23 protein-coding genes and 1 pseudogene are annotated in these 26,374 nt (G+C 52.6%); 11 read left to right on the top strand and 13 right to left on the bottom strand.

From position 1 onward, the window contains the following. Positions 1–10 precede the first annotated feature (10 nt). The 4 genes and pseudogenes from K6K13_RS09915 to K6K13_RS09900 form a co-directional block, all read right to left on the bottom strand. Positions 11–478, bottom strand: a complete 468-nt coding sequence (locus K6K13_RS09915) for a hypothetical protein (protein WP_222160640.1) — start codon at positions 476–478, stop codon at positions 11–13. A gap of 121 nt (positions 479–599) precedes the next feature. After that, positions 600–1,193 (bottom strand): HupE/UreJ family protein, encoded by a 594-nt coding sequence (locus K6K13_RS09910; RefSeq protein WP_252120465.1) that lies wholly within the window; start codon positions 1,191–1,193, stop codon positions 600–602. A gap of 278 nt (positions 1,194–1,471) precedes the next feature. Next, the gene (locus K6K13_RS09905; protein WP_252120464.1) at positions 1,472–2,680 is read right to left on the bottom strand and encodes an ABC transporter substrate-binding protein; all 1,209 of its coding nucleotides are present in this window, start codon (positions 2,678–2,680) and stop codon (positions 1,472–1,474) included. A 348-nt stretch (positions 2,681–3,028) separates the two neighbouring features. Continuing rightward, positions 3,029–4,319, bottom strand: a pseudogene (locus K6K13_RS09900) (Gfo/Idh/MocA family oxidoreductase). A gap of 149 nt (positions 4,320–4,468) precedes the next feature. Between K6K13_RS09900 and K6K13_RS09895 the strand changes: the two are divergent. The 5 genes from K6K13_RS09895 (at position 4,469) to K6K13_RS09875 (ending at position 10,894) form a co-directional block, all read left to right on the top strand. Then, positions 4,469–6,085 (top strand): hypothetical protein, encoded by a 1,617-nt coding sequence (locus tag K6K13_RS09895; RefSeq protein WP_222160638.1) that lies wholly within the window; start codon positions 4,469–4,471, stop codon positions 6,083–6,085. A gap of 289 nt (positions 6,086–6,374) precedes the next feature. Next, complete coding sequence (gene ogt / locus K6K13_RS09890) at positions 6,375–6,920, top strand: methylated-DNA--[protein]-cysteine S-methyltransferase (protein ID WP_222160637.1); 546 nt, start codon at positions 6,375–6,377, stop codon at positions 6,918–6,920. A gap of 172 nt (positions 6,921–7,092) precedes the next feature. After that, positions 7,093–7,845: a fumarate/nitrate reduction transcriptional regulator Fnr gene (fnr, locus tag K6K13_RS09885; protein ID WP_222160636.1), complete on the top strand. Its 753-nt coding sequence runs from the start codon at positions 7,093–7,095 to the stop codon at positions 7,843–7,845. 120 nt (positions 7,846–7,965) lie between these two features. Next, the gene (gene uspE / locus K6K13_RS09880) at positions 7,966–8,904 is read left to right on the top strand and encodes a universal stress protein UspE (protein ID WP_222160635.1); all 939 of its coding nucleotides are present in this window, start codon (positions 7,966–7,968) and stop codon (positions 8,902–8,904) included. Between the two features lie 217 nt (positions 8,905–9,121). Beyond that, positions 9,122–10,894: a glycoside hydrolase family 3 protein gene (locus tag K6K13_RS09875; RefSeq protein ID WP_222160634.1), complete on the top strand. Its 1,773-nt coding sequence runs from the start codon at positions 9,122–9,124 to the stop codon at positions 10,892–10,894. Positions 10,895–10,961: 67 nt separating this feature from the next. Here the strand turns inward: K6K13_RS09875 and pntB are convergent, their stop codons facing one another. Together pntB and pntA are read right to left on the bottom strand one after the other, a co-directional pair. Then, positions 10,962–12,350: a Re/Si-specific NAD(P)(+) transhydrogenase subunit beta gene (gene pntB, locus K6K13_RS09870; RefSeq protein ID WP_222160633.1), complete on the bottom strand. Its 1,389-nt coding sequence runs from the start codon at positions 12,348–12,350 to the stop codon at positions 10,962–10,964. A 10-nt stretch (positions 12,351–12,360) separates the two neighbouring features. After that, positions 12,361–13,890: a Re/Si-specific NAD(P)(+) transhydrogenase subunit alpha gene (gene pntA, locus K6K13_RS09865; protein ID WP_222160632.1), complete on the bottom strand. Its 1,530-nt coding sequence runs from the start codon at positions 13,888–13,890 to the stop codon at positions 12,361–12,363. A gap of 525 nt (positions 13,891–14,415) precedes the next feature. Here pntA and ydgH point away from each other — a divergent pair. Then, positions 14,416–15,366 carry a DUF1471 family protein YdgH gene (gene ydgH, locus K6K13_RS09860; RefSeq protein WP_222160631.1) on the top strand — a complete coding sequence of 317 codons (951 nt, stop codon included), beginning with the start codon at positions 14,416–14,418 and terminating at the stop codon, positions 15,364–15,366. An 87-nt stretch (positions 15,367–15,453) separates the two neighbouring features. On the opposite strand, the gene kdsA is transcribed toward ydgH, so the two are convergent. From kdsA to hemA, 6 genes are read right to left on the bottom strand one after another with little or no spacing between them, the layout of a single operon-like run. Continuing rightward, positions 15,454–16,308 carry a 3-deoxy-8-phosphooctulonate synthase gene (gene kdsA, locus K6K13_RS09855; RefSeq protein ID WP_222160630.1) on the bottom strand — a complete coding sequence of 285 codons (855 nt, stop codon included), beginning with the start codon at positions 16,306–16,308 and terminating at the stop codon, positions 15,454–15,456. A 40-nt stretch (positions 16,309–16,348) separates the two neighbouring features. Continuing rightward, positions 16,349–17,158 (bottom strand): invasion regulator SirB1, encoded by an 810-nt coding sequence (gene sirB1, locus K6K13_RS09850; RefSeq protein ID WP_222160629.1) that lies wholly within the window; start codon positions 17,156–17,158, stop codon positions 16,349–16,351. Between the two features lie 2 nt (positions 17,159–17,160). Beyond that, the gene (locus tag K6K13_RS09845; RefSeq protein ID WP_222160628.1) at positions 17,161–17,553 is read right to left on the bottom strand and encodes a SirB2 family protein; all 393 of its coding nucleotides are present in this window, start codon (positions 17,551–17,553) and stop codon (positions 17,161–17,163) included. After that, complete coding sequence (gene prmC / locus K6K13_RS09840; RefSeq protein ID WP_222160627.1) at positions 17,553–18,404, bottom strand: peptide chain release factor N(5)-glutamine methyltransferase; 852 nt, start codon at positions 18,402–18,404, stop codon at positions 17,553–17,555. Before prmC ends, K6K13_RS09845 begins: the two co-directional genes overlap by 1 nt. Then, the gene (prfA, locus tag K6K13_RS09835) at positions 18,404–19,486 is read right to left on the bottom strand and encodes a peptide chain release factor 1 (RefSeq protein WP_222160626.1); all 1,083 of its coding nucleotides are present in this window, start codon (positions 19,484–19,486) and stop codon (positions 18,404–18,406) included. Before prfA ends, prmC begins: the two co-directional genes overlap by 1 nt. A 39-nt stretch (positions 19,487–19,525) precedes the next feature. Next, positions 19,526–20,782, bottom strand: a complete 1,257-nt coding sequence (hemA, locus tag K6K13_RS09830) for a glutamyl-tRNA reductase (RefSeq protein ID WP_222160625.1) — start codon at positions 20,780–20,782, stop codon at positions 19,526–19,528. Between the two features lie 257 nt (positions 20,783–21,039). Here hemA and lolB point away from each other — a divergent pair, with 257 nt between their 5' ends. The 3 genes from lolB to prs all read left to right on the top strand — a co-directional run bounded on the left by lolB (position 21,040) and on the right by prs (position 23,642). Continuing rightward, positions 21,040–21,663 (top strand): lipoprotein insertase outer membrane protein LolB, encoded by a 624-nt coding sequence (lolB, locus tag K6K13_RS09825; protein WP_222160624.1) that lies wholly within the window; start codon positions 21,040–21,042, stop codon positions 21,661–21,663. Positions 21,664–21,665: 2 nt separating this feature from the next. Next, positions 21,666–22,541: a 4-(cytidine 5'-diphospho)-2-C-methyl-D-erythritol kinase gene (gene ispE, locus K6K13_RS09820; RefSeq protein ID WP_222160623.1), complete on the top strand. Its 876-nt coding sequence runs from the start codon at positions 21,666–21,668 to the stop codon at positions 22,539–22,541. 153 nt (positions 22,542–22,694) lie between these two features. Further along, positions 22,695–23,642, top strand: a complete 948-nt coding sequence (gene prs, locus K6K13_RS09815) for a ribose-phosphate diphosphokinase (RefSeq protein WP_222160622.1) — start codon at positions 22,695–22,697, stop codon at positions 23,640–23,642. A gap of 259 nt (positions 23,643–23,901) precedes the next feature. Here prs and ychH read toward each other — a convergent pair whose 3' ends face one another. Further along, entirely contained in the window at positions 23,902–24,174 is a 273-nt protein-coding gene (gene ychH, locus K6K13_RS09810) for a stress-induced protein YchH (protein ID WP_222160621.1), read from the bottom strand. 364 nt (positions 24,175–24,538) lie between these two features. On the opposite strand from ychH, the gene pth reads away from it, so the two are divergent. After that, the gene (gene pth / locus K6K13_RS09805) at positions 24,539–25,126 is read left to right on the top strand and encodes an aminoacyl-tRNA hydrolase (RefSeq protein WP_222160620.1); all 588 of its coding nucleotides are present in this window, start codon (positions 24,539–24,541) and stop codon (positions 25,124–25,126) included. A 128-nt stretch (positions 25,127–25,254) separates the two neighbouring features. Next, a complete protein-coding gene (ychF, locus tag K6K13_RS09800) occupies positions 25,255–26,346 on the top strand; it encodes a redox-regulated ATPase YchF (RefSeq protein WP_222160619.1) in 1,092 nt (363 codons plus the stop codon). Positions 26,347–26,374 lie beyond the last annotated feature (28 nt).

Genomic DNA, 26,374 nt, shown 5'->3' with positions numbered 1-26,374 from the left:
TGAAATAGTGTTATTCCGAACCGTAAACAGCCAGTTTTCCCGCCGTTAACCCGGCAAAGTCATCCAGACTGTCGCGGTAGGAAAGGCAACGGTGAACCCCATCGGGCCCGTATTCAATATCAATGACCCGCCAATTTATGTCCTGATACCCATGGCCTTGCAATTGCCTATGAATAAAGGATTCCATCAACACCCCACCAGCACCAAGTGAAATCAGCGTCAAAGGCCGATCCCGGTTGGGCATCGTCTGCACGATATGGTTAACCACCGCGTTGAGGTAACTCACCCGACTGTGCAACGAGGAGACATCATCATGCTCACACCAAAAGAGCCGGTCCTGAAAACGATACATCAATTGTCCATGTGAACGGAGGTGGGTTTGATTCATTACTGAAGTGGGTGTCAAGGCAGCTTGCTGCCGATCGCGGGAATAGAGGGGTAACAGAGCGATAGCTTCGGAAGTCACTGCTGGCAACATGGCGATATTCCCTGGAATTCAGTGGATTACACGATAGCAGTTGCCGGGTCAGCCTGCGTTGTAAAATCCGATATCCCACCGCATCAGGCGGTGGGAACCGGTGTCATCATCAAGAAAATGCTCAGGCAAAGAAGCCACTCAACAACCCTACGCCAAGCAGCGCAGAGCTTGCGCCGATAACGCGCGGCCACCACACGCTGCGTTTCGCTGCCAGCATGGCGTAGCCCAACGCCAGCCCGCCGATGTGTAGCAGCGCAGTCGCGACCACCATCCCTGACAGGGCGGCAAAGGAGTGAGATAACTCAGCGCCGTGCGCCAAACCATGAAACAGGGCAAAAGCGCCGACCAGCACTGCGCCAGTGGAAGCTGACAGCTTCAGTTGCATGGCCACCATCAGCCCCAGAACCAACAGCGAAGCCGCAACAATATGTTCAGTCGCAGGCACAACCAGTCCCGCCATGCCAATCAGTGCGCCTACCAGCAACAGGCTGGCAAACGAGAGAGGTGCCAGCCACCATTTTTGGGTATTCATGGCACTCCACACGCCGACCAGCGTCATGGCAAACAGGTGATCGAGGCCAGTAAGCGGATGGATAAATCCCTGCATAAAGCCAGTCACATGGTGGGCCCCCTCATCGGCACCGATATGGGCAAAGGCAGCAACGGGCAAGGCAAAGAGTGCAGCAGTAAACAGTACCTTCATTGGGTTATTCATTTTCAATTCCATTAACAGGTTGGGAAGACAGATAGCAACGCAACCGTTTTACCCAATGCAGCGATACTGCATTATGATTTAAATTAATTTTGTATGAACTATGGTTTTTAATACCCAGATTAAAATAAATACGGAGATAAAAATAAGTTTATGTGAGGATAATAGCGTTAAATATCGAATAAATGATAATGAGTTATTTTATCGATACCATCGGGGTGAGAGAAAAGGCGTTATACCGTTGTGTTGATATAACGCCTTAACAGCATTATAAAGAAGGCTTAGCGGATTGCGCGTTTCAAAATACGATTGGCGTTGTTGTAAAAGTCATCCGCGACCTCATTGAGCGCCCCTTTACCGTAATCAAGACGCTGAACGCTGGTGGTCCACAGTTGCACCAGTTCCTGATTCTCCATGTAAGGGGATACCGCTACTTGAGTGGCTGGCTGTTCAGCTGCTGCCTTATAGGCATTTGCCAGCAGATTGGTCGGCGTGATCACCCCACTTTGTTCCAGCAACGTTACCGCTTTCGGGTTTGCCGGCATGCCGTTTTGCAATGCCAGCGCTTTGATGCCTTCCGGGTTACTCAACAAAAAGCCGATCAGCATCGCGGATTCTTTGGGATGCTTGGTGTTTTTACCCACTGCAAACAGTGAAGACGGCTTGGTGTTGATCGCTGAGTCTTTGGCGTTACTCAGCATGGGGTACGGCCCTGGCTCCAGCACAGTTTCTTTTGGCATGTTGCTGGCGTAGGTGTAGATGGCGGAATCCCATAAATACATGCCCCCCATTTCACCGTTGATCCATGGACGAATCTCATACACGTTGGTGCGGCCAAAGGACGAGAAATAACGCTGATCGGGTATCACATGGTTATCCACCAGCTTTTTATAGAAACCGAACAGTTCGCGTACCTGCTCGCGATTATAGGCCAGGCTCTGCTTGCTCTCGGCAATCATATCGATGCCATATTTCTGCGCCATGTAGGCGCGCCCCAGCGTCAGAATATCCAGTACGTCAGAAGATCCCTGTGCCACGCCGAGGGGGTAGAAGTTGTCACCCAACGCTTTTTTAAACGCGGGGCCAGACGCAAACAATTCATCCCAAGTTTTCGGGTAAGCAACGCCCGCTTTATCCCAGGTGCCCTTGTTATAAATAAACCCACGCGACGTCATGGAAATCGGCACCCCTTGGAGTTTGCCTTTCACTTCGCCGGTTCTCAGATACAGGGGCGGAAAATCCGTTAACGCCAGCGCATCGCGCTGTTTATACAGATCGTAAAAGCCATCACCGTTGCGCGAAAACTGGGGCAGCCAGTTCCAGTCAATGCGGATCACATCCGGCTCTTGCCCGCCCGCCATCTGGGTTGACAGACGCGACAGGTAACCATCCCACCCCGCGTATTCGGCTTTCACTTTGATCTCCGGATGCACCTTTTGGAAGGCGTTGATGGCGGCCAGAGTGGCTTCATGTCGCTGATTGCCCCACACCAGGAGATACGAACTTCAACAGGATCGGCAGCATGAACGGCAACGCTGCTGATTGGTAATGCGGCACATAACAGTAGGATACGAGGAATACGATGCAAGACTTTCGTCATAATAGAACCCTTAGTTATAGTCATTGTGCTGGTATCACCCACACAGCAGAATATCGTGGGTACTCTATTCCATCGAAAAAGGTAGAGCTCATCAAAAAACGTAGGGTCGCGCTGGGCCGAGTGTCCACCTCGCAAGCGACAGCTGGGTACTCGCAGTTTGTGTTAGGTGGCCTCCCATGGCTATTTGCAGGTTTATTGTGGGCGATGCGTAAGCGTTACACCCCGCCCTGTGTATCCGTCAGTCCGGCAGATTGACGGCGAGATCGGCGATTTTCACTGGCTGTTCCAGCCGCAACGAACGGTTAGCGGCTATCCCGGTTAGGATGGAACGCGCTCCGTCGCGGTAGTCCGCCGCCCGCTGTAGCGGATCGGGATCCGGCGTGCCGAACAGATCGTTTAACATCACCAGATCGCCTCCGCCGTGCCCACCCGCCTGGTACACCACCGGCACCTTGTAGGGGGCATCAAACATGGGATAAACCGTGATTTCACACTGATCCAGTGCGCCTTCGTCCTCTTTCAGCCCACCGCCGTTGACATACGATTTCTCAACCAGTTTCATCTCCAACCGCCCTTTACTGCCGTTGAACACCACGTTCAGCCCTTCCCAAGGCAGGTAGGCATTGAGCGAGTAGGTCATGATCGCTTTGTTTTTGTAACGCACCATAACGCCCATCACGTCTTCAATGTTGATGCCGTCGTCAAACACACTCTTATCACGGTAGTAACCATCCTCATGTTCGGCATCCAAATAGAGCGCTGTGAGCTGGGCGCTTTCACTCATCTGCAAGGCAAAAGGATCGTCCTTGGCCGCCTCCGCTATTATGCGAACGCGCGTAGAACTCGGTTACGCCTCGCGCTTCCGCGTTAGCCTTACCGTAAAAGCGCAAATCCCCCTGGGCATAGACCGTTTCCGGTTCGGAGTGCAGCCAGAAATTCACCAGATCGAAATGGTGGGTGGATTTGTGCACCAGCAGCCCGCCGCTGTTGCGTTTGTCACGGTGCCAGCGACGGAAATAGTCAGCACCGTGCTGTGTATTCAGCAACCATTCAAAGTGCACGGAGAACACATCGCCTATCACACCGGAAGCGATCAGTTCACGAATCTTGCTGTGGTGCGGCGCGTAGCGATAGTTGAAGGTGACGCGCAGTTTACGCCCGGTACGGGCAATAGCATTGATGATGGCCTGACATTTCTCTTCGTCAATCGTCATCGGTTTTTCGCTGATCACATCGCAGCCCAGTTCCATCGCCCGAATAATATAGTGGTGATGGGTGCGATCGATGGAGGTCACGATCACGATGTCCGGTTTACACTCGGCGATCATGGTCTCGAACTGGTCAGCGCTGAAGCACGGCACTGGCGTATGTCCCCACTCGCCAATCATTTTATTGGCATACTGCATGCGCGTCTGGTTGGTGTCGCAAAAGGCGACAAAGGTGCTGGTTTGTTGGTAATCTCTGGCGATTGCGGTTAAATAGAGGCCGGCACGCCCTCCGGTGCCGACAACGGCATATTTCTTCTTCATTCATGTCATTCCTTCTTTTCTGACGTTAACGCAATGTATCGTCGCCATTTTTCGAGCGCGTTAACCAATATCGCGTGCGCTCATTGACAACGCTTGATGACTCTTTGCTATGCTGAGGCGATGCATGACAACCACAGCGCTGTAACCTGATGAATGTGCTCCCCCCTTTACGCTTGCTGGAGGTCAATACGCCATTGATTTGGCACTGGCCGCATTTTCTCGAGGTGATTGACCTCATTGCGCGGTATCGCTTCAACGGGCTGATCGTGCATCAACAAAATATCCTGGCGTTACTGGCGCGCCCGCCGGCGCACAACAAAAATCCCGGGATTGAAAATCTGCATCATGAGCGCGAAAGTACCTTGAGCTATCTGCAACGGGTGTCACACCATTGCCAGTCGCGCCATATTCAACTGTGGATCCAGGGTGAAGCTTTTCCCGGTGACGCCAAGATCAAACAAAAATTTCCTGAATTCTTTTTGGACGAGGATTCTGTCACGACTAATACCTCGTTTCTGACGCGCTTTTACAGTGAAACCGTGGATGAGATGCTGGTAGCGCTGCCGGACATCAGCGGACTGATTCTCAGTCTGCAAACCCCAACGTTTCATCCCGAGCAGTGGAAACAGAGCATGAAAATGCTGCACCGCATTTTGCGTCTGCACGGCAAAAAACTGGTGCTGTGTGATTACCTTGATGACAGTTGGCCACGCCGCCAATTGCACAACACCCTGAGTAGCCTGCCGGACGATGTGCGCGTTTCGATGAAAGCCACGGCGATGGATTACCGTCCCGGGTTTGCCAATAATCCTGAACTGACGTCTTTTCCCGGCAATAAAAAATGGATTGAATTTGATTTGTGGGGCATCGATTACGGCTGGACGCTGCTGCCCTGCATGCTGGTGGACGAAATTCAGGGGCGCTTGAGCTGGGCACATGCCGTGGCGGGAGATGAACTGGAAGCCATCAGTGCCCGCATTAGCTGGGAGTGGATCAGCAACAGTTCGCTGCTGGAATCGATCAATGAGATCAACCTGTACGGACTGGCACAATTGATTAACCACTCTGAGCACGGGGAGCTTCATGCCGCCGCCCTGTTTCAACGTTGGTTGCAGGACAACCATGCCGTCAATGTCACTGCCACTACCAGCAATACCGCCGTCAAACGGATTGATAGCGTGCAGTCGCTGTTTTTCAACAGCTATGACTGGATGTGTAAGACACCGTATTTCCTTGGACGCTTGTTGCATCGCCACAGTCAATTACCCCACACCCTGGAACAGGCCATTCCGTTGTTGCATGCAGAAACCCGAAGCGCCAACTGGACTCACGCTTTTCAACCGCTATTCCCAACGGACGATCGCGGATTGGGAAGCCATCAATATGAGTTGGTGACCCTTGAACGCCAGCAATCTCATTTCTTTGCCCATCACCTGCGTCAATCCGCGCGTGAAATTCACCATGCCCGGATATTGCCTGAGCCGCTCTGCGCACGATTGGCCGCAAGTTGGGACTGCGCCTGGTGGTATACCGAACTGTGCGACCATGCGAAACAACTGATTGCCGATGCGCTCTTTAGTCTGAGCTACGGTGGTACCGTCACCGCCCGTGAACAACACTGTAATGACGCCCAGGCATTTGCTGAAAAATTGCATCACTGGCTGGCACAGCATCAGTACGACTATCCACATTTTCTGCCCATGCTGATGGCACCTGAGCGTTTACACCACCTCGCCGAATCTTGCCGCCACCCCGCATCCGATTGAATGACAGTGGCAGTGAGTGGGTGTCAGCATAAGCGTTGCACCGTTCAGGTGAAACGCTGTTTTGAAAGGGAAATTCGGCGAAAAGAGAATATGTCATCGAGTTGTGAGAGTTATCGCAAATGCCACGGTTCATCGGTGACTTGCATCACATTTCCATGGCATTAAAACGTGATGTCATTCACTCTTCCCGCCGTTTTTCGTGATGACGATCTCAATTTATTTTCATTCGTCCAGCGAGTCGGCAATAATGGCGGCAATTAATGGACATGTGCGTTAAGGGACCTGAATCATGCCACAACGCTTTTTACTGGATACGTTATCCACCCCGCTCGGAGATTTATTGATTATCGCCGATGAACAACAGCGGTTGCGCGCCGTGGAGTGGAAAGACTATGAAGAGAAATTATATCGCCTGCTGGCTCGGCGTTATAAAAATGATCCCTTCACGTTAACAGAAGCGGTCAATCCAGGCGGATTAACCCAGGCACTGGCGCGCTATTTTTCCGGGGACTTACAGGCTATCAATACGCTTGCCGTCGCCAGCCTTGGCACACCGTTTCAACAGCGAGTATGGCAGGAACTGCGAAAAATCCCTTGTGGCACCACCATCACCTACGGTGAATTGGCTTCCCGTCTTGGCGCGCCCACGGCATCACGCGCGGTCGGCATGGCGAACGGCAGCAACCCTGTCAGTATTGTCGTTCCTTGTCACCGCGTTATTGGTGCCAATGGCGCATTGACCGGCTATGCAGGCGGCGTACAACGTAAAGCGTGGTTGCTGGCTCATGAGGGGGCCATTGCGCGTCAGGGCACGCTATCGCTATATAATTCATGATATATCGAACACTGATTGAATAACGGGTAAAAAGATGTGACGGCTACCGTTTTTCTTTTAATGGCTCGCTATGTCCCCTATTTATTCGTTTGATATACGAATGACGACACTTACCATCACCGATAAAAGCTGTTAAAATTGACCGATATCAATTATCGACTGAGCAAAGTCTATGATCCCGGAAAAGCGAATTATTCGGCGCATTCAGTCTGGTGGTTGTGCAATCCATTGCCAGGATTGCAGCATCAGCCAGCTGTGCATTCCTTTTACATTAAATGAGCACGAGCTTGATCAGCTCGATAATATCATTGAAAGGAAAAAACCGATCCAAAAGGGACAAGCACTGTTCAAAGCCGGTGATGAACTGAAATCACTGTACGCGATCCGTTCCGGGACCATTAAAAGTTACACCATCACCGAACAGGGTGACGAACAAATTACCGGTTTCCATTTGGCAGGCGATCTGGTTGGTTTCGATGCCATTGGCAATGCCCAGCATCCCAGCTTTGCGCAGGCGTTGGAAACCTCGATGGTGTGTGAAATCCCCTTCGAGACGCTGGACGACCTGTCTGGCAAAATGCCGAATTTGCGCCAGCAGATGATGCGCCTGATGAGCGGTGAGATTCGTAGCGATCAAGACATGATACTGCTGCTGTCGAAAAAGAACGCCGAAGAGCGTCTGGCTGCATTTATCTACAACCTGTCTCGCCGTTTCGCCCAGCGTGGTTTCTCTCCACGCGAGTTCCGACTGACCATGACACGCGGTGATATCGGTAACTACTTAGGGCTTACCGTGGAAACCATCAGCCGTTTGCTCGGTCGCTTCCAGAAAGGCGGTATTCTGGCCGTAAAAGGAAAATACATCACCATCGAGAATATCGATGCCCTGTCAGAACTGGCCGGAACCGTGCGCGTTAAAGCCTAACCTATTGCCGGGTCATTGTTTTTATTTTATTGATCCGGCGCTCATCACCAGTTGTTAAAAGCAATTCTCATGAGGTACTCTTAATTACCGGCTGTAAGGTGACAGCTGTTAGGAGGACCTATGGCAACATATCAGAACTTACTGGTAGCTATTGACCCGAATCAGGATGACCAACCTGCGCTGCGACGCGCGGCATACCTGGTTCAGCGGTTAGGCGGTCGTATCAAGGCATTCCTGCCGATTTATGATTTCTCTTACGAAATGACCACCTTGCTCTCGCCAGACGAACGCACGGAAATGCGCCAGGGTGTCATTGAACAGCGGAAAGCGTGGATTGCAGAACAGTGCGCCTACTACATTGAAGCCGGTATCCCCATCGATATCAAAGTGGTATGGCACAATAAACCTTATGTCGCCATTATTCAGGAAGTGATCACTCATCAGCACGATTTGGTGTTGAAAATGGCTCACCAGCACGACAGGCTGGAGGCCGTCATTTTTACCCCGCTGGATTGGCAATTGCTGCGTAAATGCCCCTGCCCGATGTGGATGGTGAAAGACCAACCCTGGCCTGATAATGGCCGTGCGCTGGTCGCCGTTAACCTTGCCAGTGAAGACCCTTATCACGATCCGCTCAATATCAAGCTGGTGTCTGAAACGATTGCGCTTGCCAAGCAGGTTGACCAAACCGAAGTCCATCTTGTCGGCGCCTATCCGGTTACCCCTATCAATATTGCCATTGAGCTGCCGGATTTCGATCCCGGTGTTTACAATGACGCTATTCGTGGCCAGCATTTGATTGCCATGAAATCCTTACGCCAGAAATTTTCGCTGGATGAACGCCTGACACATGTCGAAAAAGGGTTACCGGAAGAAGTTATCCCCGACCTGGCGGAACACTTGCAGGCGGGCGTGGTGGTGCTGGGCTCGCTGGGACGCACCGGTCTGTCAGCGGCCTTTATCGGCAACACCGTTGAACATGTTATCGATCACCTTAAATGTGACCTGCTCGCTATCAAGCCCAATGATTTTATTTCCCCTGTCACCCTCGATGACTAAGGTGAAGATACCAAAGCCTAGCGCTTCAAGGTTATAATCTGTTTCTCTGGACGAAATCGACCTGACGGCCGATTTCGTTTTTTTATGCGCTCGCAACCGTCCTCTGACACGTTGTGGCGTAATCTCGTTTATGTTGCCAAACGGTTTAGCGCATTTTCTCGTTTATGCTTGTCTTAGAGAGGACGAGTTAACACGCCATTGATACAGGAGACCGACCATGGACGTTCAGCAAATCCTACATGCCATGACGCTGGAAGAAAAAATAGGGCAAAAAATCATGCTGGATTTTCGCCTCTGGCAGCAGCAGGACATGATCGAACCCAACGGCGTCATCGCAAACCTGCTACGCGTCAACCACATCGGTGGCGTAATTCTTTTTGCCAACAATCTGAAAAACAAAGCGCAAATTAAGACACTGACCTCCTGGTACGCCTCGTTGGAAACCCTTTCTGGCGTTCGGCTATTTATCGGTACTGATAATGAAGGCGGAAATGTATTTCGCTTGCCGCGCGATGAGTATGCCCCGTTTTCAGGCAACATGGCGCTGGCTGCGGCCGTAACCGGCGGCGGAGATAGCCAACTGGCCTACGCGCAGGGCGTGCATATGGGGCACGATCTGCGGACGTTAAACATCAATACCAACTTTGCCCAGGTGGTCGACGTTAACAGCAACCCGCTCAACCCGGTGATTAATGTGCGCAGTTTTAGTGATGACGTCGCAACCGTCACGACACTGGCAGAAAAAGTCTCGGCGGGCATGCAACAACAAGGGGTAATGACGGCCTATAAACACTTTCCCGGGCACGGAGATACCTCCACCGACTCCCATACCTCTCTGCCACGGGTTGATCGCTCGAGCCATGATGCTTTCGCCATCGATATCGCCCCCTTTGCGCAAGCCATCGAACACGGGTCTGCACCCGATATGATCATGACAGCGCACATTCAGTACCCCGCGCTGGATAACAGCCACATCACGACCTGCAACGGCGAAAGCATCATTGTGCCAGCAACCATGTCGCGAGAAATACAAAGCAACCTGCTGCGCCAACAGTTGCATTATCAGGGCGTCACTATCACCGATGCGTTAGACATGGGCGCGATTGCCGACCACTTCACGCAGCAAGACGCACTGGATGCAGTGTTTAAAGCTGGCGTGGATATCGCGCTAATGCCGGTCAGCATAACCACACCGGAACAGGGCGCAGCACTATCCGCCTTGATTAACCGTATTGTTGAGAAAGTGAAACAGGGTGACTACAGTGAGGCAGAAATCAACGCATCCGTAGCGCGTATCCTCACGCTGAAACAGCGCTACCACCTGCTGGGCAACGCCAGTGCTCCCGCCATCGCTCCGCCCAACGACAATACCGAAGCGCTGATTGCCGATCGTTCGATCACCGCCGTGGTTAATCACCGTGCCACACTGCCGTTGCTGGAAAAAAACTTACGCTACTTTATCCTGACCCCCTGGATGGAGCAGGCAGACGGCATCAAAATAATGATGCAGCAATACGGCTACGCGCACGTTGATGTCGCCAAGGAATCGCAGTTAACCGACAAAGAAATTCGCCAGCGCATAGCACACTGTGATGTGTTTCTGCTCGGAACCCTCTCGACCCGTTTTACCCCAGTAGAAAAAGACGGTATTACAACAGCTGAAAACGCGCAGCAAAACGATACCGCGCGCTACCTGGGCTGGTTGCGTTATGCGGGTGGGCTCGCCAAAACACGGGTACATTTGTCCCTGCGTGCACCTTATGACATCGCCCTTTATGCCAATGACGTTGAGGCCGCCGTTGCCAGCTACGCCTATTATGGCTGTGACAACGGTGTGTGGCGCGGAAAATCCATAATGGCGCTGGCAAAAGTGCTGACAGGAAACGCCTCGCCGCAGGGCAAGTTGCCGGTGATGGTGTGGAAAGACTATGACGCGGAAACCAATACGGGCACGGTCGCCTTTCCGCGCGGTTTTGGTTTAAGCTGGTAACGGAGCATTAATAAAAAGGGCAGGATATCTCCTGCCCTTCGCAACATACGTTCAGGTCATAAACCTGTTACAACGCTTTCAGGATCGCTTCCACGCTTTCTTTGGCATCGCCAAACAGCATTTGCGTATTTTCTTTGAAGAACAGCGGGTTCTGCACCCCGGCATAGCCGGTGTTCATAGAACGTTTAAACACAACAACGTTCTGCGCTTTCCACACTTCCAACACCGGCATTCCTGCAATCGGGCTACCCGGATCTTCCTGTGCCGCCGGGTTAACCGTATCGTTAGCACCAATGACCAGCACGGTATCGGTATCGGCGAAATCATCATTGATCTCGTCCATTTCCAGCACCACATCGTAAGGTACTTTGGCTTCCGCCAGCAGCACGTTCATATGGCCCGGCAAACGCCCAGCGACCGGGTGGATACCGAAACGCACTTTGATACCACGCGCACGCAGTTTAGCCGTGATGTCATGCACCGGATATTGCGCCTGAGCCACCGCCATACCGTATCCCGGCGTAATGATCACCGAACTGGAGTTTTTCAGCAGTTCCGCAACGTCTTCCGCCGAGGCCTCACGGTATTCGCCCACTTCTTCACTGGCGCCGGTAGAAGAACCGTCGGTGCCGAATCCGCCAGCAATGACGCTAAAGAAAGAGCGGTTCATCGCCTTACACATGATGTAAGAGAGGATCGCACCCGAAGAACCGACCAGCGCACCGGTAACGATCAGCAAGTCGTTGCTGAGCATGAAACCCGCCGCCGCTGCTGCCCAACCGGAGTAGGAGTTCAGCATCGATACCACAACAGGCATGTCAGCCCCACCGATGGATGCCACCAGGTGCCAACCGAACACCAGTGCAATGGCGGTCATGAACAGCAGCGCAATGCTCTGTCCTGCCACACTGCCGGTATTGACAAACCACAGTAGCAGCAGGAACGACACCACCAGCGCGGCCAGGTTCATCTTATGGCGATGCGGCAACATCAGCGGTTTGGATGAAATAATACCGCGCAGTTTACCGAAGGCTACCACGGAACCGGTAAAGGTGACCGCACCGATAAAGATGCCAAGGAATACTTCCGTCAGATGGATATTCACCATCACCGGATCGGTGATTTCACCGTGATCCAGGAAGCTGTTAAACCCAACCAGCACGGCGGCCATGCCGACGAAGCTGTGCAGAATAGCGACCAGTTCCGGCATTTCAGTCATTTCGACTTTACGCGCCAGGTAGATACCGACTGCGCCACCAATCGCCATCGCAGCAATAATCCAACCCACGTTTCCGGCATTCGGCCCGAGAATGGTGGCAATCAGCGCAATCGCCATCCCGGTAACGCCAAAGATATTACCCTGACGTGATGTTTCATGTTTCGACAGCCCTGCCAGACTGAAAATAAACAAAATAGCGGCAACAATGTATGCAGCTGTAACCAATCCTCCAGACATGTGTTACCCCTTAGTTTTTACGGAACATTTTCAGCATGCGCTGGGTGACGGTGAAACCACCGAATATATTGATGCTGGCGATCAGTACGGCTATGAAGGAGAAGAATGACACCCATCCGCCATGACCGATCTGCAACAGCGCCCCCACCACAATAATGCCCGAAATCGCATTGGTAACGGACATCAGCGGCGTATGCAGCGCATGACTGACGTTCCACACCACGTAGTAACCCACCACGCACGACAACGCGAACACGGTGAAATGCGATAAAAACTCTTTCGGAGCCACATTGGCCAGCCAGCCGAACAACAAAATAGCCAGCGCCATGAAGGCGTATTTTTTCCACGGTGAAGCCGGTGCAGCCTCCACTTTTGGCGCAGCAGCGGCCGCCTTGGCCTGTTGCGGTTGGGCAGAAACCTGAATCGGCGGTGCCGGCCAGGTGACATCCCCTTCTTTCACCACGGTAACGCCGCGGATCACCACGTCATCGAAATCAACGGTGATGGTGCCGTCTTTCTCTTTGCACAACAGTTTCAGCAGGTTAACCAGGTTAGTGGCATACAACTGCGAGGACTGTGTCGGTAAACGGCTCGGCAAATCGGTGTAACCGATAATTTTTACGCCGTTCTCAGTGACGGTCACCCGATCGGCCACGGTGAGTTCACAGTTACCACCGGTTTGTGCCGCCAGATCGACAATCACGCTGCCCGGCTTCATGCTCAGCACCATCTCTTTGGTGATCAAGCGCGGTGCCGGTTTGCCGGGGATCAAGGCGGTGGTCACGATAATGTCGACATCTTTCGCCTGCGCGGCGAACAGTTCCATTTCCGCTTTGATAAAGGCTTCGGACATCACTTTGGCATAGCCGTCGCCGCTGCCCGCTTCTTCTTCAAAATCCAGTTCAAGGAATTCGGCGCCCATGCTCTGCACCTGTTCCTTGACCTCCGGGCGGGTGTCGAACGCACGCACAATCGCGCCCAGACTGCCTGCCGCACCGACAGCGGCCAGCCCGGCAACGCCCGCACCGATCACCATCACTTTTGCAGGCGGTACTTTACCCGCCGCGGTAATCTGGCCGGTGAAGAAGCGACCAAACTCATGGGCGGCTTCCACAATGGCGCGATAACCCGCGATATTGGCCATGGAGCTTAAGGCATCCAAGGATTGCGCGCGCGAAATCCGCGGCACGGAATCCATGGCCATCACGGTTACCTGACGCTCTGCCAGTTTTTCCAGCAATGCCGGATTCTGCGCGGGCCAAATAAAACTCACCAGCGTGCTGCCTGCACGCAATAACGCCGTTTCATCCTCTGCCGGCGCATTCACTTTGAAAATGATGTCGGATTGCCAGACATCTGCCGATTCCGCAATCGCTGCGCCCGCAGCGGCGTAAGCGGCATCGTCGAAACTGGCCAATTTGCCCGCGTCACGTTCTACTGAGACCTCGAAGCCGAGTTTCAGCAACTGTTCCACCGTTTTCGGCGTTGCTGCGACACGCGCTTCATTGGCCAACCGTTCTTTTGGTATACCAATACGCATACTGATTCCCTATCGCTTATTTATACGAAGTTTTTATCGTCACCCCACCTGATAACTCGATTGCCCGGCAATGCTTGCGCAACGTTCTGTTATCAACAATCACAAGGCAATGACATATAACCTACTGAAAATGTGATCGATGATCCATATATAAAATCACTTTCCTGCAAATGCTTAGCAAACTTCGGCGAATGGCTCAAATTCAGGAGAAAAGCCGCCGCTATCTACCTTGTTTTTATCATTATCTTCCAAAACGTATTTAGCGGTAATTCACAAAACTCGCTTGTTACAAGGTTGTTATTAGCGACAATCCTTATAAATCTCACTTATCGCATGCAAATTATCATTAATGGGTATTATTCCCTTTTTTGTGCCACGAATGCTTTCCCTCCTGACGATACACCGCCGCCAGATAAAATGCTGAGGCGAACGCGCTGATTACGTGCCATAATCGGCACCACGTTGTGTCATCAGGTGATGACGTTTTATGTCGCAACTTCCCTGCGTCAGGCGAAAGGATTTTTTATGAAGCTGAAGACCCGCGTTATCGCGTCTACCCTCCTCTCTCTCGCGGCTTTTTCTGCCCACGCGGCACAGGAATTGACACCAGAGCAGGCTGCTGCGGTAAAACCGTTCGATCGAATTTCGTTTAGTGGCCGGTTTGATGCCATTTTTGATGCGGTGGCTGAAGCGTCAAAACGTGCTGACAAAGCCGGTGCTGATGCGTTTTACATTCAGGCGATCAACGAGAAAAACCGAGGCAACAGTCAGACGGTTTACGTCGATCTGTACCATAAAGAGGCACCAAAAGCCGATGCCACTCCGGCACAGCGCACCTTCGATGGCATTCGCGAACTGCCACAATATGATGCTTACCATCTTGAGCCGTTTGATACCGTATCGGTCAGCGGGTATTTCTCTACCCAGCCGGACATCAATGCCGCCATCGCCAAAGCCGCTAAAGAAAAGAATGCAGCCTCGTTCTTTATCGTGCGTCAGGTCGATATCAACAGCACCGGCACTAACCAGAAGATCACCGCTTACGTCTATAAAGCCGATGCGCCCAAGCGCGTTGTGCAGAGCACCGATGTTATCCCCGCCGATTCTGACGCGGGTCTCGCTGCGCTTGCCGCGGGTGGTGAAGCGGCGGCGAAAGTGGAAATCCCAGGTGTTGCCATGTCTGGCAGCCCGAGCCGTAACGTGGGTAATTTCTACGAAACGCAGACATCTAAAGGTGGACGCTATACGGTGAATTTGGCCGATGGCAAAAGTATTCAGGAAGTGAACAAGGCCACCGCTGCACAGATGACCCCCTTCGACTCGATAACCTTCCGGGGCAACTTCAACGGAACGACTGATGTGTCAGAAGCCGTGGCAAAACGTGCCGCCGACAAAGGTGCCAAGTACTACCACATTACCAAGCAGTGGTTTAATAAAGGCAGCAATATGACCATCAGCGCGGATCTGTATAAATAAGAGCGTGCTGGAATTTTTTTTGCTGAAGTGACAGATTCCCGCCAAGGCGGGAATCTGTGTTTAACGGGGATAGCGAACAGCGGACAATCAGTTGTTGGTATCCAGTTCAGGGAACTGTTTGACCAGGTCATCAATTGCTTTCATTTGCTGCAAGAAGGGTTCCAGTTTATTCAGCGGCAATGCAGACGGGCCATCGCACTTCGCGTTAGCCGGGTCCGGATGCGCTTCAATAAACAACCCAGCCAACCCAACCGCCATGCCAGCACGAGCCAACTCAGTAACCTGACCACGACGACCGCCGGAGGCAGCACCGAACGGATCGCGACACTGCAATGCGTGAGTCACGTCAAAAATCACCGGGCAGCCACCAGACACCTGCTTCATGACGTTGAAACCCAACATGTCCACAACCAAATTGTCATAACCAAAATTGCTGCCACGATCGCACAAAATAACCTGCTCGTTGCCACCTTCCTTGAACTTGTCAACGATATTGCCGATTTGTCCCGGGCTGATAAACTGCGGTTTTTTCACATTGATCACCGCGCCGGTTTTCGCCATCGCCTCTACCAGATCGGTTTGACGGGCCAAAAATGCCGGTAGCTGGATCACATCCACCACGTCGGCGACAGCTTGCGCCTGCTGTGCTTCGTGCACATCTGTTATCACCTTCACACCGAAGGTCTGTTTCAGTTCCAGGAAGATTTTCATGCCCTCTTCCAGACCCGGTCCACGATAAGAGTGAATGGAGGAGCGGTTAGCCTTGTCGAATGAGGCCTTAAACACGTAGGGAATGCCCAGTTTTTGCGTGACGGTGACGTAATGTTCGCAAATACGCATGGCGAGATCGCGCGATTCAAGCACATTCATACCGCCAAACAGGACAAAAGGCGCGTCGTTGGCAACAGGAATATCACCAACCTTGACCACTTTGTTCTTCATGCTGTTACCTTATCGGAGTGATTAACATTAAAAAAACGCGTTAGTGCAATACAATATGTTTTTGCTCTATCGAATGGATTTGCACTTTGATCATTTCGCTGACCGGATCTTCAGGGCACTGCTCCACGAAGTAGCTTAAATCAGACACGGCGATATGGTCACAGTCCAATTGCGCATAGATCAAGCCGCGATCGCGAATTTCATAGGGATCTTCTGGGTCAAATTGCAACACAGCCTCGCTGGCCTGCAGCGCAAGCTCCATCTGCTTCTCTTCCATCAGCGCCACTTTTAACGTATCAAGCAATTTGCGCACAATCAGCACGTTTTCCGCTTCGTCCAGATCCTCATCCATCAGTTGCGTCGACGGGCCAATGTTACCTTTAAGCCACACATCCAGCACATGCTCACTCAGGGTGTCGCCATTGAGCGGATTGATCAGCCACATCTCGTTATCCATCCAGTCCGCGCGCAGGATCAACTGTGTCGGAAAAATCACAGGCATCATGGGGAGATCCAAAGCGTGAGCAATATGCAGAAACACAATCCCCAGCGATACCGGCATCCCCTGACGGGATTCCAGTACCTTATCTAACCACAGCGCATCGGATAAACGGTAAACGCCACCGGCTCCCCCAAATCCCCAAGTGCCGTAGAACAGCGTCAACAACATCTCCAATTGTTGATCCTGGTCCAGATCGCGGGGAATGGCTTTATGCGCTTCATCGACCAACTGTTGCAGTTTCTTGCGTACATTCAGGGCGGAGAAGTCACTTCGCACTCTCTGTGAAACTAAAATAACCCCTTCACTTAACGGCGACTGATTGAATTCAAAATCCGCAATAGAACTCATAGTTATTCCATCAGAAATGCGAGTTTAGTGATTGCTGCCTGTGCAATCAGAAAGAAACACATCAAAGCAAGGATAAACGTCACCCAGCGCAGACTCAGGCTACGTTGGCGTCGACCCAGCGCGATGTGTCCCAGTAAAATGTAAATGATAACGCCAAACAGCTTCGCCGTCAGCCAGCTTTCTTGCGCAGAGAAAGGATAAAAGCGATTGATAACGATCAGGGCAATACCGCTGGCTAACAGTAGCGTATCGTTAATGTGCGGTACGACTTTGACCCAGCGCTGTTGCAACGTGGGAGAGTGGCGACACAGCCAATAAAAACGCGTTACAAACAGGCAGAGCGTGACCACAGCGGCCAGCACGTGCAGCGTGAGAACAACGGCGTGGTACGACATTATGCTTCTCCCTCTGCCGCTAGCCACTGCCCCAGCGTCACGCGCTCATTGCCGCCATAATCGCGACAGGTGGCAACCTGTTCAAAACCGCGCTGTGACAACAACTGTCGCACCGCTTCGCCTTGCTGCCAACCGTGTTCTAACAGCAGCCAGCCCGTATTTTTCAAATGTTGCGGGGCCTGTTGAATAATCCAACGTAAATCAGCTAACCCACCTTCGGCAGCCACCAGCGCGCTAAGCGGTTCAAAGCGCACATCCCCTTCACGCAAATGGGTATCTTCGGCGTCGATATAAGGCGGGTTGCTCACAATCAGAGAAAAGCTCGCGGGTGCCACGGGCTCAAACCAGCTGCCATGCAGAAATTGCACATTAGACAATTGCAACGTTGTCGCATTGCGTTGTGCCAATGCCACGGCATCCGGCTGAACGTCAACCCCGGTCACCCTGCAGTCCGGGCGTTCGCTCGCCAAAGCCAGCGCAATCGCCCCAGTGCCTGTGCCCAAATCCAGCACCGTCGGTACAGTAAACTGTGCCATGCACTGCAACGCCTGTTCCACCAGACATTCCGTGTCGGGGCGAGGAATCAGCGTTGCCGATGAGACAGCCAGTGGCAGAGACCAAAACTCACGTTCTCCCGTCAAATACGCTACTGGCTCACCGTTGATGCGACGGGTCAGCAGCGCCGACAGGCGTTGAAGCTGTGCGTCATCAAGCCGGGTTTCGCCAAACGCCAACAAAAACGTGCGTCCTTTACCCGTGACGTGTTCCAGCAGAATTTCAGCGTCACGCTTCGGGCTTTCACTGTGTACCAGTTGCTGTAACGCCGTCGCCACCCAGGTGCGGTAATCCATTATTCCTGCTCGGACAGCGCAGCCAACTGATCGGCCTGATACTCTTGCACCACGGGCTGGATCAACATATCCATCTTGCCTTCCATCGCTTCATCCAGTCGGTAAAGCGTCAGGTTAATGCGGTGATCGGTCACGCGCCCCTGCGGGAAGTTATACGTACGAATACGATCGGAACGGTCGCCGCTGCCCAACAAGTTACGGCGTGTCGACGCTTCTTCCAATTGACGTTTTTGCATTTCTGCCGCGCGTATGCGTGCTACCAGCACCGACATGGCCTTCGCCTTGTTTTTGTGCTGGGAACGCTCATCCTGACATTCGACCACAATCCCGGTCGGTAAGTGGGTGATACGAATGGCTGAGTCGGTGGTGTTAACGTGCTGACCACCGGCACCGGAGGAGCGGAAGGTATCAATACGCAAATCGGCCGGATTGATATCAGGGGTTTCCGCTTCGGGCACCTCGGGCATCACAGCAACCGTACAGGCTGAAGTATGAATACGCCCCTGCGATTCTGTGGCAGGCACGCGCTGCACGCGGTGGCCGCCCGACTCAAATTTCAACTGGCCATAGACGCCATCGCCACTCACTTTGGCGATCACTTCTTTATAGCCGCCGTGCTCACCGTCGCTGGCGCTCATGATTTCCACCCGCCAGCGGCGCGATTCGGCATAACGGCTGTACATGCGAAACAGATCGCCAGCAAACAGCGCCGCTTCATCACCGCCGGTCCCAGCACGCACTTCAAGGAAGCAACCGCGTTCATCGTCCGGATCTTTGGGTAATAACAGCACCTGAAGCTGCTGTTCCAGCGCTTCACCATCAATTTTCAACTGTTTTAATTCTTCTTGCGCCATATCGCGCATTTCCGCATCGTCCAGCATCAATTCTGCGGTTTCGCTGTCTTCTTGCACCTGCTGCCAGCGTTGAAAACAGCGCGTGATGTCCGCCAACTGGGCATATTCGCGAGATAAGGCCCGAAAGCGTTCCATATCAGAGATAACGCTCGGCTCACCCAGCAGGGCTTGTACTTCCTCGTGACGTTCTTGTAACGCTTCCAGTTTGGCAACAATAGAAGGCTTCATGCGTGCGGTTAATTCCTGTCAACTAAGAATGGAGGGGTGCTAGTCCAGCCCAAGGCTGTCGCGTAAAATGTGTAATCGGTTCAAGTCGCCATCGCGGGCAGCCTGCTGCAACGCGGTGGTAGGCGCATGAATAAGGCGGTTAGTAAGACGCGAGGTTAACGCGTCCAGCACCGCTTCGACGTCATTGCCTTGCTGAATGGCCGTAAGCGCTTTCGCCGTCATCTCCGCGCGAATCGCGTCTGCCTGTGAACGGTATTCTCGGATGGTTTCTACCGCAGATTGCGCACGCATCCAGGCCATAAAATCGGCAGATTCTTGCTGCACGATGGATTCAGCCTGCACCGCCGCAGCCTGGCGCTGCGCCATGTTGTGCTGAATGATGGCATGCAAATCGTCTACGCTGTACAGATAGACGTTGGGTAACTTACCCACTTCCGGTTCGATATCGCGTGGCACGGCGATGTCCACCATCAGCATGGGCTGGTTGCGTCGCGCTTTCAGCGTCCGTTCCATCATGCCTTTCCCAATAATCGGCAACGTACTCGCGGTGGAGCTGATCACGATATCGGCCTGTGCCAGATAATCGTCCAGTTCGCCCAGCGTGATCACTTCTGCACCCACTTCTGTGGCAAGGGCTTGCGCACGTTCGCGGGTGCGATTGGCAATCACCATGCGTTTCACCTGATGTTCACGTAGATGACGTGCCACCAGTTCGATGGTTTCTCCCGCACCGACCAGCAGCACGGTAACCCCCACCAGTGATTCAAAAATCTGCCGCGCCAACGCGCAGGCAGCAAACGCCACCGACACCGCGCTGGCACCGATATCCGTCTCCGTGCGCACCCGTTTTGCCACTGAGAACGAGCGCTGGAACAAGCGTTCCAACTCACTGGAGAGCGAGTGACCGCGTTGGGATTCAGCAAAGGCTTTTTTTACCTGCCCAAGAATTTGCGGCTCGCCCAGCACCAACGAATCCAATCCGCTGGCAACACGCATCAGGTGATTAACCGCCGCATTATCCTGATGCCAGTAGAGGCTGTTTTTCAGTTCATCAGGGTGCAGGTGGTGGAACTGGCACAGCCAGTCGACCACCTGTTCGCGCTGGTTCTCCCGCTCATCGACACTGAGATACAGCTCAGTCCGATTACAGGTAGACAGCACAACCCCGCCCTGCACCAGCGGCTGCGCAAGCATGCTGTGCAAAGCATCGCCCAGCGCATCAGGGGAAAACGCGATACGTTCCCTTAGTGATACTGGAGCGGTTTTGTGGTTGATGCCAAGCGCAAGCAGGGTCATTGGGTCATTCTTGAATAAACGCCGTCAAGAGTAATGCCGACATTAGTATGGTCTTCGAGTAGGGGCATTCTACTTGATGCTGCGCAGCATGAAAAGCGACGCGGCGCGAAGTACCTCTATTGATGTAGTTGGTATTGCGTGCCGCATTGCTTTTTATCTGCCATACATTGCCGCTGGGCATCGCTTGCAACGCATGGCACACTGTATCCATTCGACATGATGACGGGGTTATCTACCCTTAATAGGATACATGCAACATGTTAAGTCACACCGCCCGCGCCTTACGTCTCCTGCCTTTAGCCAGTTTACTGCTGACTGCTTGTACGCTGACCAAACCCTCTGGTCCCAATGCAACGTCGGACTCTCCAGCCTGGTTGCAACATAAGCAGCAGGTACAACAATTAAGCCAGTATCAGACGCGTGGCGCATTTGCCTATCTCTCCGATAGCAAGAAACTTTCAGCCAACTTTTTCTGGCAAGAGTCCTCTGCGCAGCGCTACCGCCTGCTGCTGACTAACCCGTTTGGCGGCACAGAGTTGGAACTGCGCGCGCAGCCTGATGGCATTCAAATCACCGATGGACAAGGCAAACGTTATATCGGCAAAGATGCCGAGTACATGCTGTCTCAACTGACCGGAATGCGTATTCCGTTGACCAATCTGCGCCAATGGATGATTGGCCTGCCGGGAGATGCGCAGCAGTTTACGCTGGATGAGCACGCGCGACTCAGTACGGCAACGCTGGTACAAAACGGCTTGACGTGGGAAGTGAAATACCTCGGTTACGATGATAGCGTCACGCCCACGCTGCCCAACGCCCTGGAACTGACGCAAGGCGAGCAACGCATCAAGCTGAAAATGAATAACTGGACGGTGCAATAAGCATGAGTGATGTGTCACAGCTAACGCACTGGCCATCCCCGGCCAAACTCAACCTGTTTCTGTATATCACCGGTCAGCGTGCCGACGGTTATCACCTGTTGCAAACGCTGTTTCAGTTTCTGGACTATGGCGACACGGTTGACATCAAGTTACGCAACGACGGCGTTATCCAGCTACTCACCCCGCTGCCCGGCGTACCTGACGACACCAATCTGGCGGTGCGCGCAGCACGCCTGTTACAGGCCTACTGCCATGAGCAGGGCCGCGCACTCGCCTATAACGGTGCCGCTATCGCTATCGATAAACGCCTGCCCATGGGCGGCGGTTTGGGAGGTGGCTCTTCCAACGCCGCGACGGTGTTGGTTGCGTTGAATCACCTGTGGCAATGCGGCCTTGATGAGGACACGCTGGCGCAGTTGGGATTACGATTAGGCGCAGACGTGCCGGTATTTGTGCGTGGGCATGCCGCCTTTGCCGAAGGCGTTGGGGAGATACTGACACCCGCTTCGCCGCCGGAAAAATGGTATCTGGTGGTGCACCCTGGCGTCACCATTCCGACGCCGTTGGTATTTGGCGATCCTGACTTACCGCGCAACACACCGGTACGCACATTAGATGAGCTACAAAAACAGACCTTCGTCAATGATTGTGAATCTACCGTAAGAAAACGTTTTCGCGAGGTTGAACAGCGACTTTCTTGGCTGCTAGAATACGCACCGGCGCGCCTGACAGGAACGGGAGCTTGTGTGTTTGCCGAATTCGACACCGAATCCGCCGCCCGTCAGGTGCTTGACCAGGCCCCGGAAACGCTAAACGGTTTTGTTGCGCGTGGCGTGAATACCTCGCCGCTGCACCGTGTGCTTTCTGGGCAACGTTAAGCGTTGAAAACATTTTTACCCCGTATGGCGGGTTTATGCCTTAAGTTCAACGCTTAACTCATACACCCGTATGCATATTTTACCCGCTGCCTCGCAACGCCCTCGAGACACCGGGTACAATATTTCTCTGGACGCAAGCCTGAGGTTCTTCTCGTGCCTGATATGAAGCTTTTTGCTGGTAACGCTATCCCCGAACTAGCGCAACGTATTGCCAACCGTTTATACACCAGCCTGGGAGACGCCGCTGTAGGTCGCTTTAGCGACGGTGAAGTCAGCGTGCAAGTCAATGAAAACGTTCGTGGTGGCGACATTTTCATCATCCAGTCCACCTGTGCACCAACCAATGACAACCTGATGGAGCTGGTTGTGATGGTCGATGCTCTACGCCGCGCGTCAGCGGGACGTATTACCGCCGTTATCCCCTATTTCGGCTATGCTCGTCAGGACCGACGTGTGCGTTCTGCGCGTGTGCCGATCACCGCCAAAGTGGTCGCTGACTTTCTGTCAAGCGTCGGGGTTGACCGTGTCCTGACCGTGGACCTGCACGCAGAACAGATTCAAGGCTTCTTCGACGTTCCGGTCGATAACGTTTTCGGCAGCCCCATTCTGCTGGAAGACATGTTGCAGCAGAATCTGGAAAACCCGATTGTGGTTTCTCCGGATATCGGTGGCGTTGTGCGCGCACGTGCTATTGCTAAACTGCTGAACGACACTGACATGGCGATCATCGACAAGCGTCGTCCGCGCGCCAACGTTTCTCAAGTGATGCACATCATTGGTGATGTCGCTGGGCGCGACTGTATTCTGGTCGACGACATGATCGATACCGGTGGCACACTGTGCAAAGCGGCAGAAGCATTAAAAGAACGCGGTGCCAAACGCGTCTTTGCTTATGCCACTCACCCGATTTTCTCTGGCAATGCGTATGACAACATCAAGAATTCGGTGATTGATGAAGTGATCGTCTGCGATACCATTCCGCTCTCGGAAAATATCAAAGCACAGCCTAACGTGCGCACGCTGACACTTTCGGGCATGTTGGCAGAAGCTATTCGTCGCATCAGCAACGAAGAGTCTATTTCTGCCATGTTTGAGCATTAATCAACAGCGTCCATTTCTGTTGTCAATGTGTTATTAATAAAAAACGCCACCTTCGGGTGGCGTTTTTTATTATCGTATGGGTACGTTTACCTGCTGGACATAATACTGTTCAGCGCGACAATAATATTGCTGATGAACAATGGCGATAATTATTATCGGGTCTATTACCGCAGGAGGAATATGATAAGCGTGCAAAGCAGATACTTTCTGCAGCAGAAAGTATCCCAACGCCTGCCGCACAGGCAGGCGTCTGGTATTATCAGGAATGCGGTTGCTGGCGGCGGCAGCGTTTATCGAAATGCTTCACCCACCAATAGCGATCGGCAACGGCTTCACGTCCGCCAATGCGCGCCCCAACCAACCAGGTCATGGCACCAGCGAAGATGGCCATCAGGTCGAAATAGGTAAAATAGGCGGGTAAGTTTAGCTCCGGTAATTGGCTGATAATGGTGAAGGCGATCCCCCCGACCATTAACACCATACCGATACCCATAAATACGTTGCCTAGCATGACAGCATTTTTGCGTTTCATCTGTCACCTCCTGTAAGGGTCAGGTAAAATACGTGACCGTTCGGAAAAATGAAAATGCTACGTAACCGTCCTTGTTCTGATGTAATTATAGACGCTGTAGGCAATAAGGTATTGCGTAGGCGATCACAGATAAGCAAGTGTAGAAACGTTTTTTTACATTTAGTGCTGACAGAGTGCGAATATAATTAATAACGAAATTGAATTATTGCAAAAGTAAATCGTTTCCAACCATTTTCTGCTGCATGCCCATCGAACGCACGACAAACAACCTGCTGAAGGCTTTTTCACTGCCCTACACCTGTGTAAACTACGCGTTTGACTTTCTGTTATCGGGCGTCATAAGACGCAAAATCTGGGACTTAACGTGAGCAGTATCAAATTGATCGTCGGATTGGCGAATCCGGGAGCCGAATACGCCGCCACGCGCCACAATGCCGGTGCCTGGTATGTTGACCAGTTAGCTGAGGTTTATCGGCAATCGCTTAAGGAAGAGGCCAAATTCTTTGGCTATACCGCACGCCTCACGCTGGCTGGCCACGATGTTCGTCTGCTGGTGCCAACCACCTTTATGAACCTCAGTGGTAAAGCGGTGGCGGCAATGGCAACTTTTTACCGCATCCAACCGGATGAAATTCTGGTGGCGCACGATGAACTGGATCTTTTACCGGGGGTTGCCAAACTAAAACTGGGCGGTGGACACGGCGGACACAACGGCTTGAAAGACATCATGAGCAAATTAGGGAACAACCCTAATTTTCACCGTTTGCGCATTGGTATCGGCCATCCCGGCGATAAAAGTAAGGTTACCGGTTTTGTGCTGGGCAAACCGCCCGCCAGTGAGCAGACGCTGATCGACGGCGCGATCGACGAAGCCATTCGCTGCACCGAGATTTTGCTGAAAGACGATATGGTAAAAGCAATGAATCGACTGCACGCCTATAAACCTGCGTAAAGTGATATTCGCGCGCAGGCGGTTCGAGTTAATGCGCCATTCCGTGTATAATCGGCGCTAACGTATTTATTTGTTCAGATGACAAACCACAATCATCTGATTGATAAGCTATTTAAGGTGATAAAAGTATGGGATTCAAATGCGGTATCGTTGGGCTGCCTAACGTGGGTAAATCTACGCTGTTCAATGCATTGACCAAAGCCGGTATCGAAGCGGCCAACTTTCCGTTTTGCACCATAGAGCCCAACACTGGCGTGGTGCCGATGCCCGATCCGCGTTTGGACAAGCTGGCCGAGATTGTTAAGCCGCAGCGTATTCTCCCCACCACGATGGAGTTTGTTGATATCGCAGGTCTGGTAAAAGGCGCATCCAAAGGTGAAGGCTTGGGTAACCAATTCCTGACTAACATCCGCGAAACGGAAGCGATCGGTCACGTAGTGCGCTGCTTCGAAAACGACAACATTATCCACGTTGCGGGCAAAGTTGATCCGGCTGACGACATCGATACCATCAACACCGAACTGGCGCTGGCGGATCTCGATACCTGCGAACGTGCACTGCACCGCGTGCAGAAGAAAGCCAAAGGCGGTGACAAAGACGCCAAAATTGAACAGGCCGCGCTGGAAAAATGTCTGCCGCAGTTGGAAAAAGCGGGAATGTTGCGCGCCCTGGATCTGAATGCTGAAGAGAAAGCGGCCATTCGTTACCTGAGCTTCCTGACGCTCAAGCCCACCATGTATATCGCTAACGTCAATGAAGATGGCTTTGAAAACAACCCCTACCTGGATCGAGTACGTGAAATCGCTGCCAGTGAGGGTTCTGTGGTTGTCCCGGTTTGTGCTGCGGTGGAATCAGACATTGCCGAACTGGATGACGCCGATCGCGACGAATTCATGGCAGAGTTGGGGCTGGAAGAACCGGGCCTGAACCGCGTGATTCGCGCCGGTTATGAATTGCTTAACCTGCAAACCTACTTTACCGCAGGCGTAAAAGAAGTGCGCGCCTGGACCATCCCTGTCGGCGCTACTGCCCCACAGGCCGCCGGTAAAATCCATACCGACTTTGAAAAAGGCTTTATCCGCGCCCAAACCATCGCGTATGAAGACTTCATCACCTACAAAAGTGAGCAAGGCGCGAAAGAAGCAGGGAAAATGCGTTCTGAAGGGAAAGAATACATAGTTAAAGATGGCGATGTGATGAATTTCTTGTTTAACGTCTAAGTTGATTCTATTGTCTCATGCGATATCA

It is taken from the genome of Symbiopectobacterium purcellii (genome assembly GCF_019797845.1).
Taxonomy (GTDB): Bacteria; Pseudomonadota; Gammaproteobacteria; order Enterobacterales; family Enterobacteriaceae; genus Symbiopectobacterium; species Symbiopectobacterium purcellii.
The sequence above is the reverse complement of the archived record's forward strand: the minus strand, read 5'-3'. Positions and strand labels throughout refer to the sequence as shown.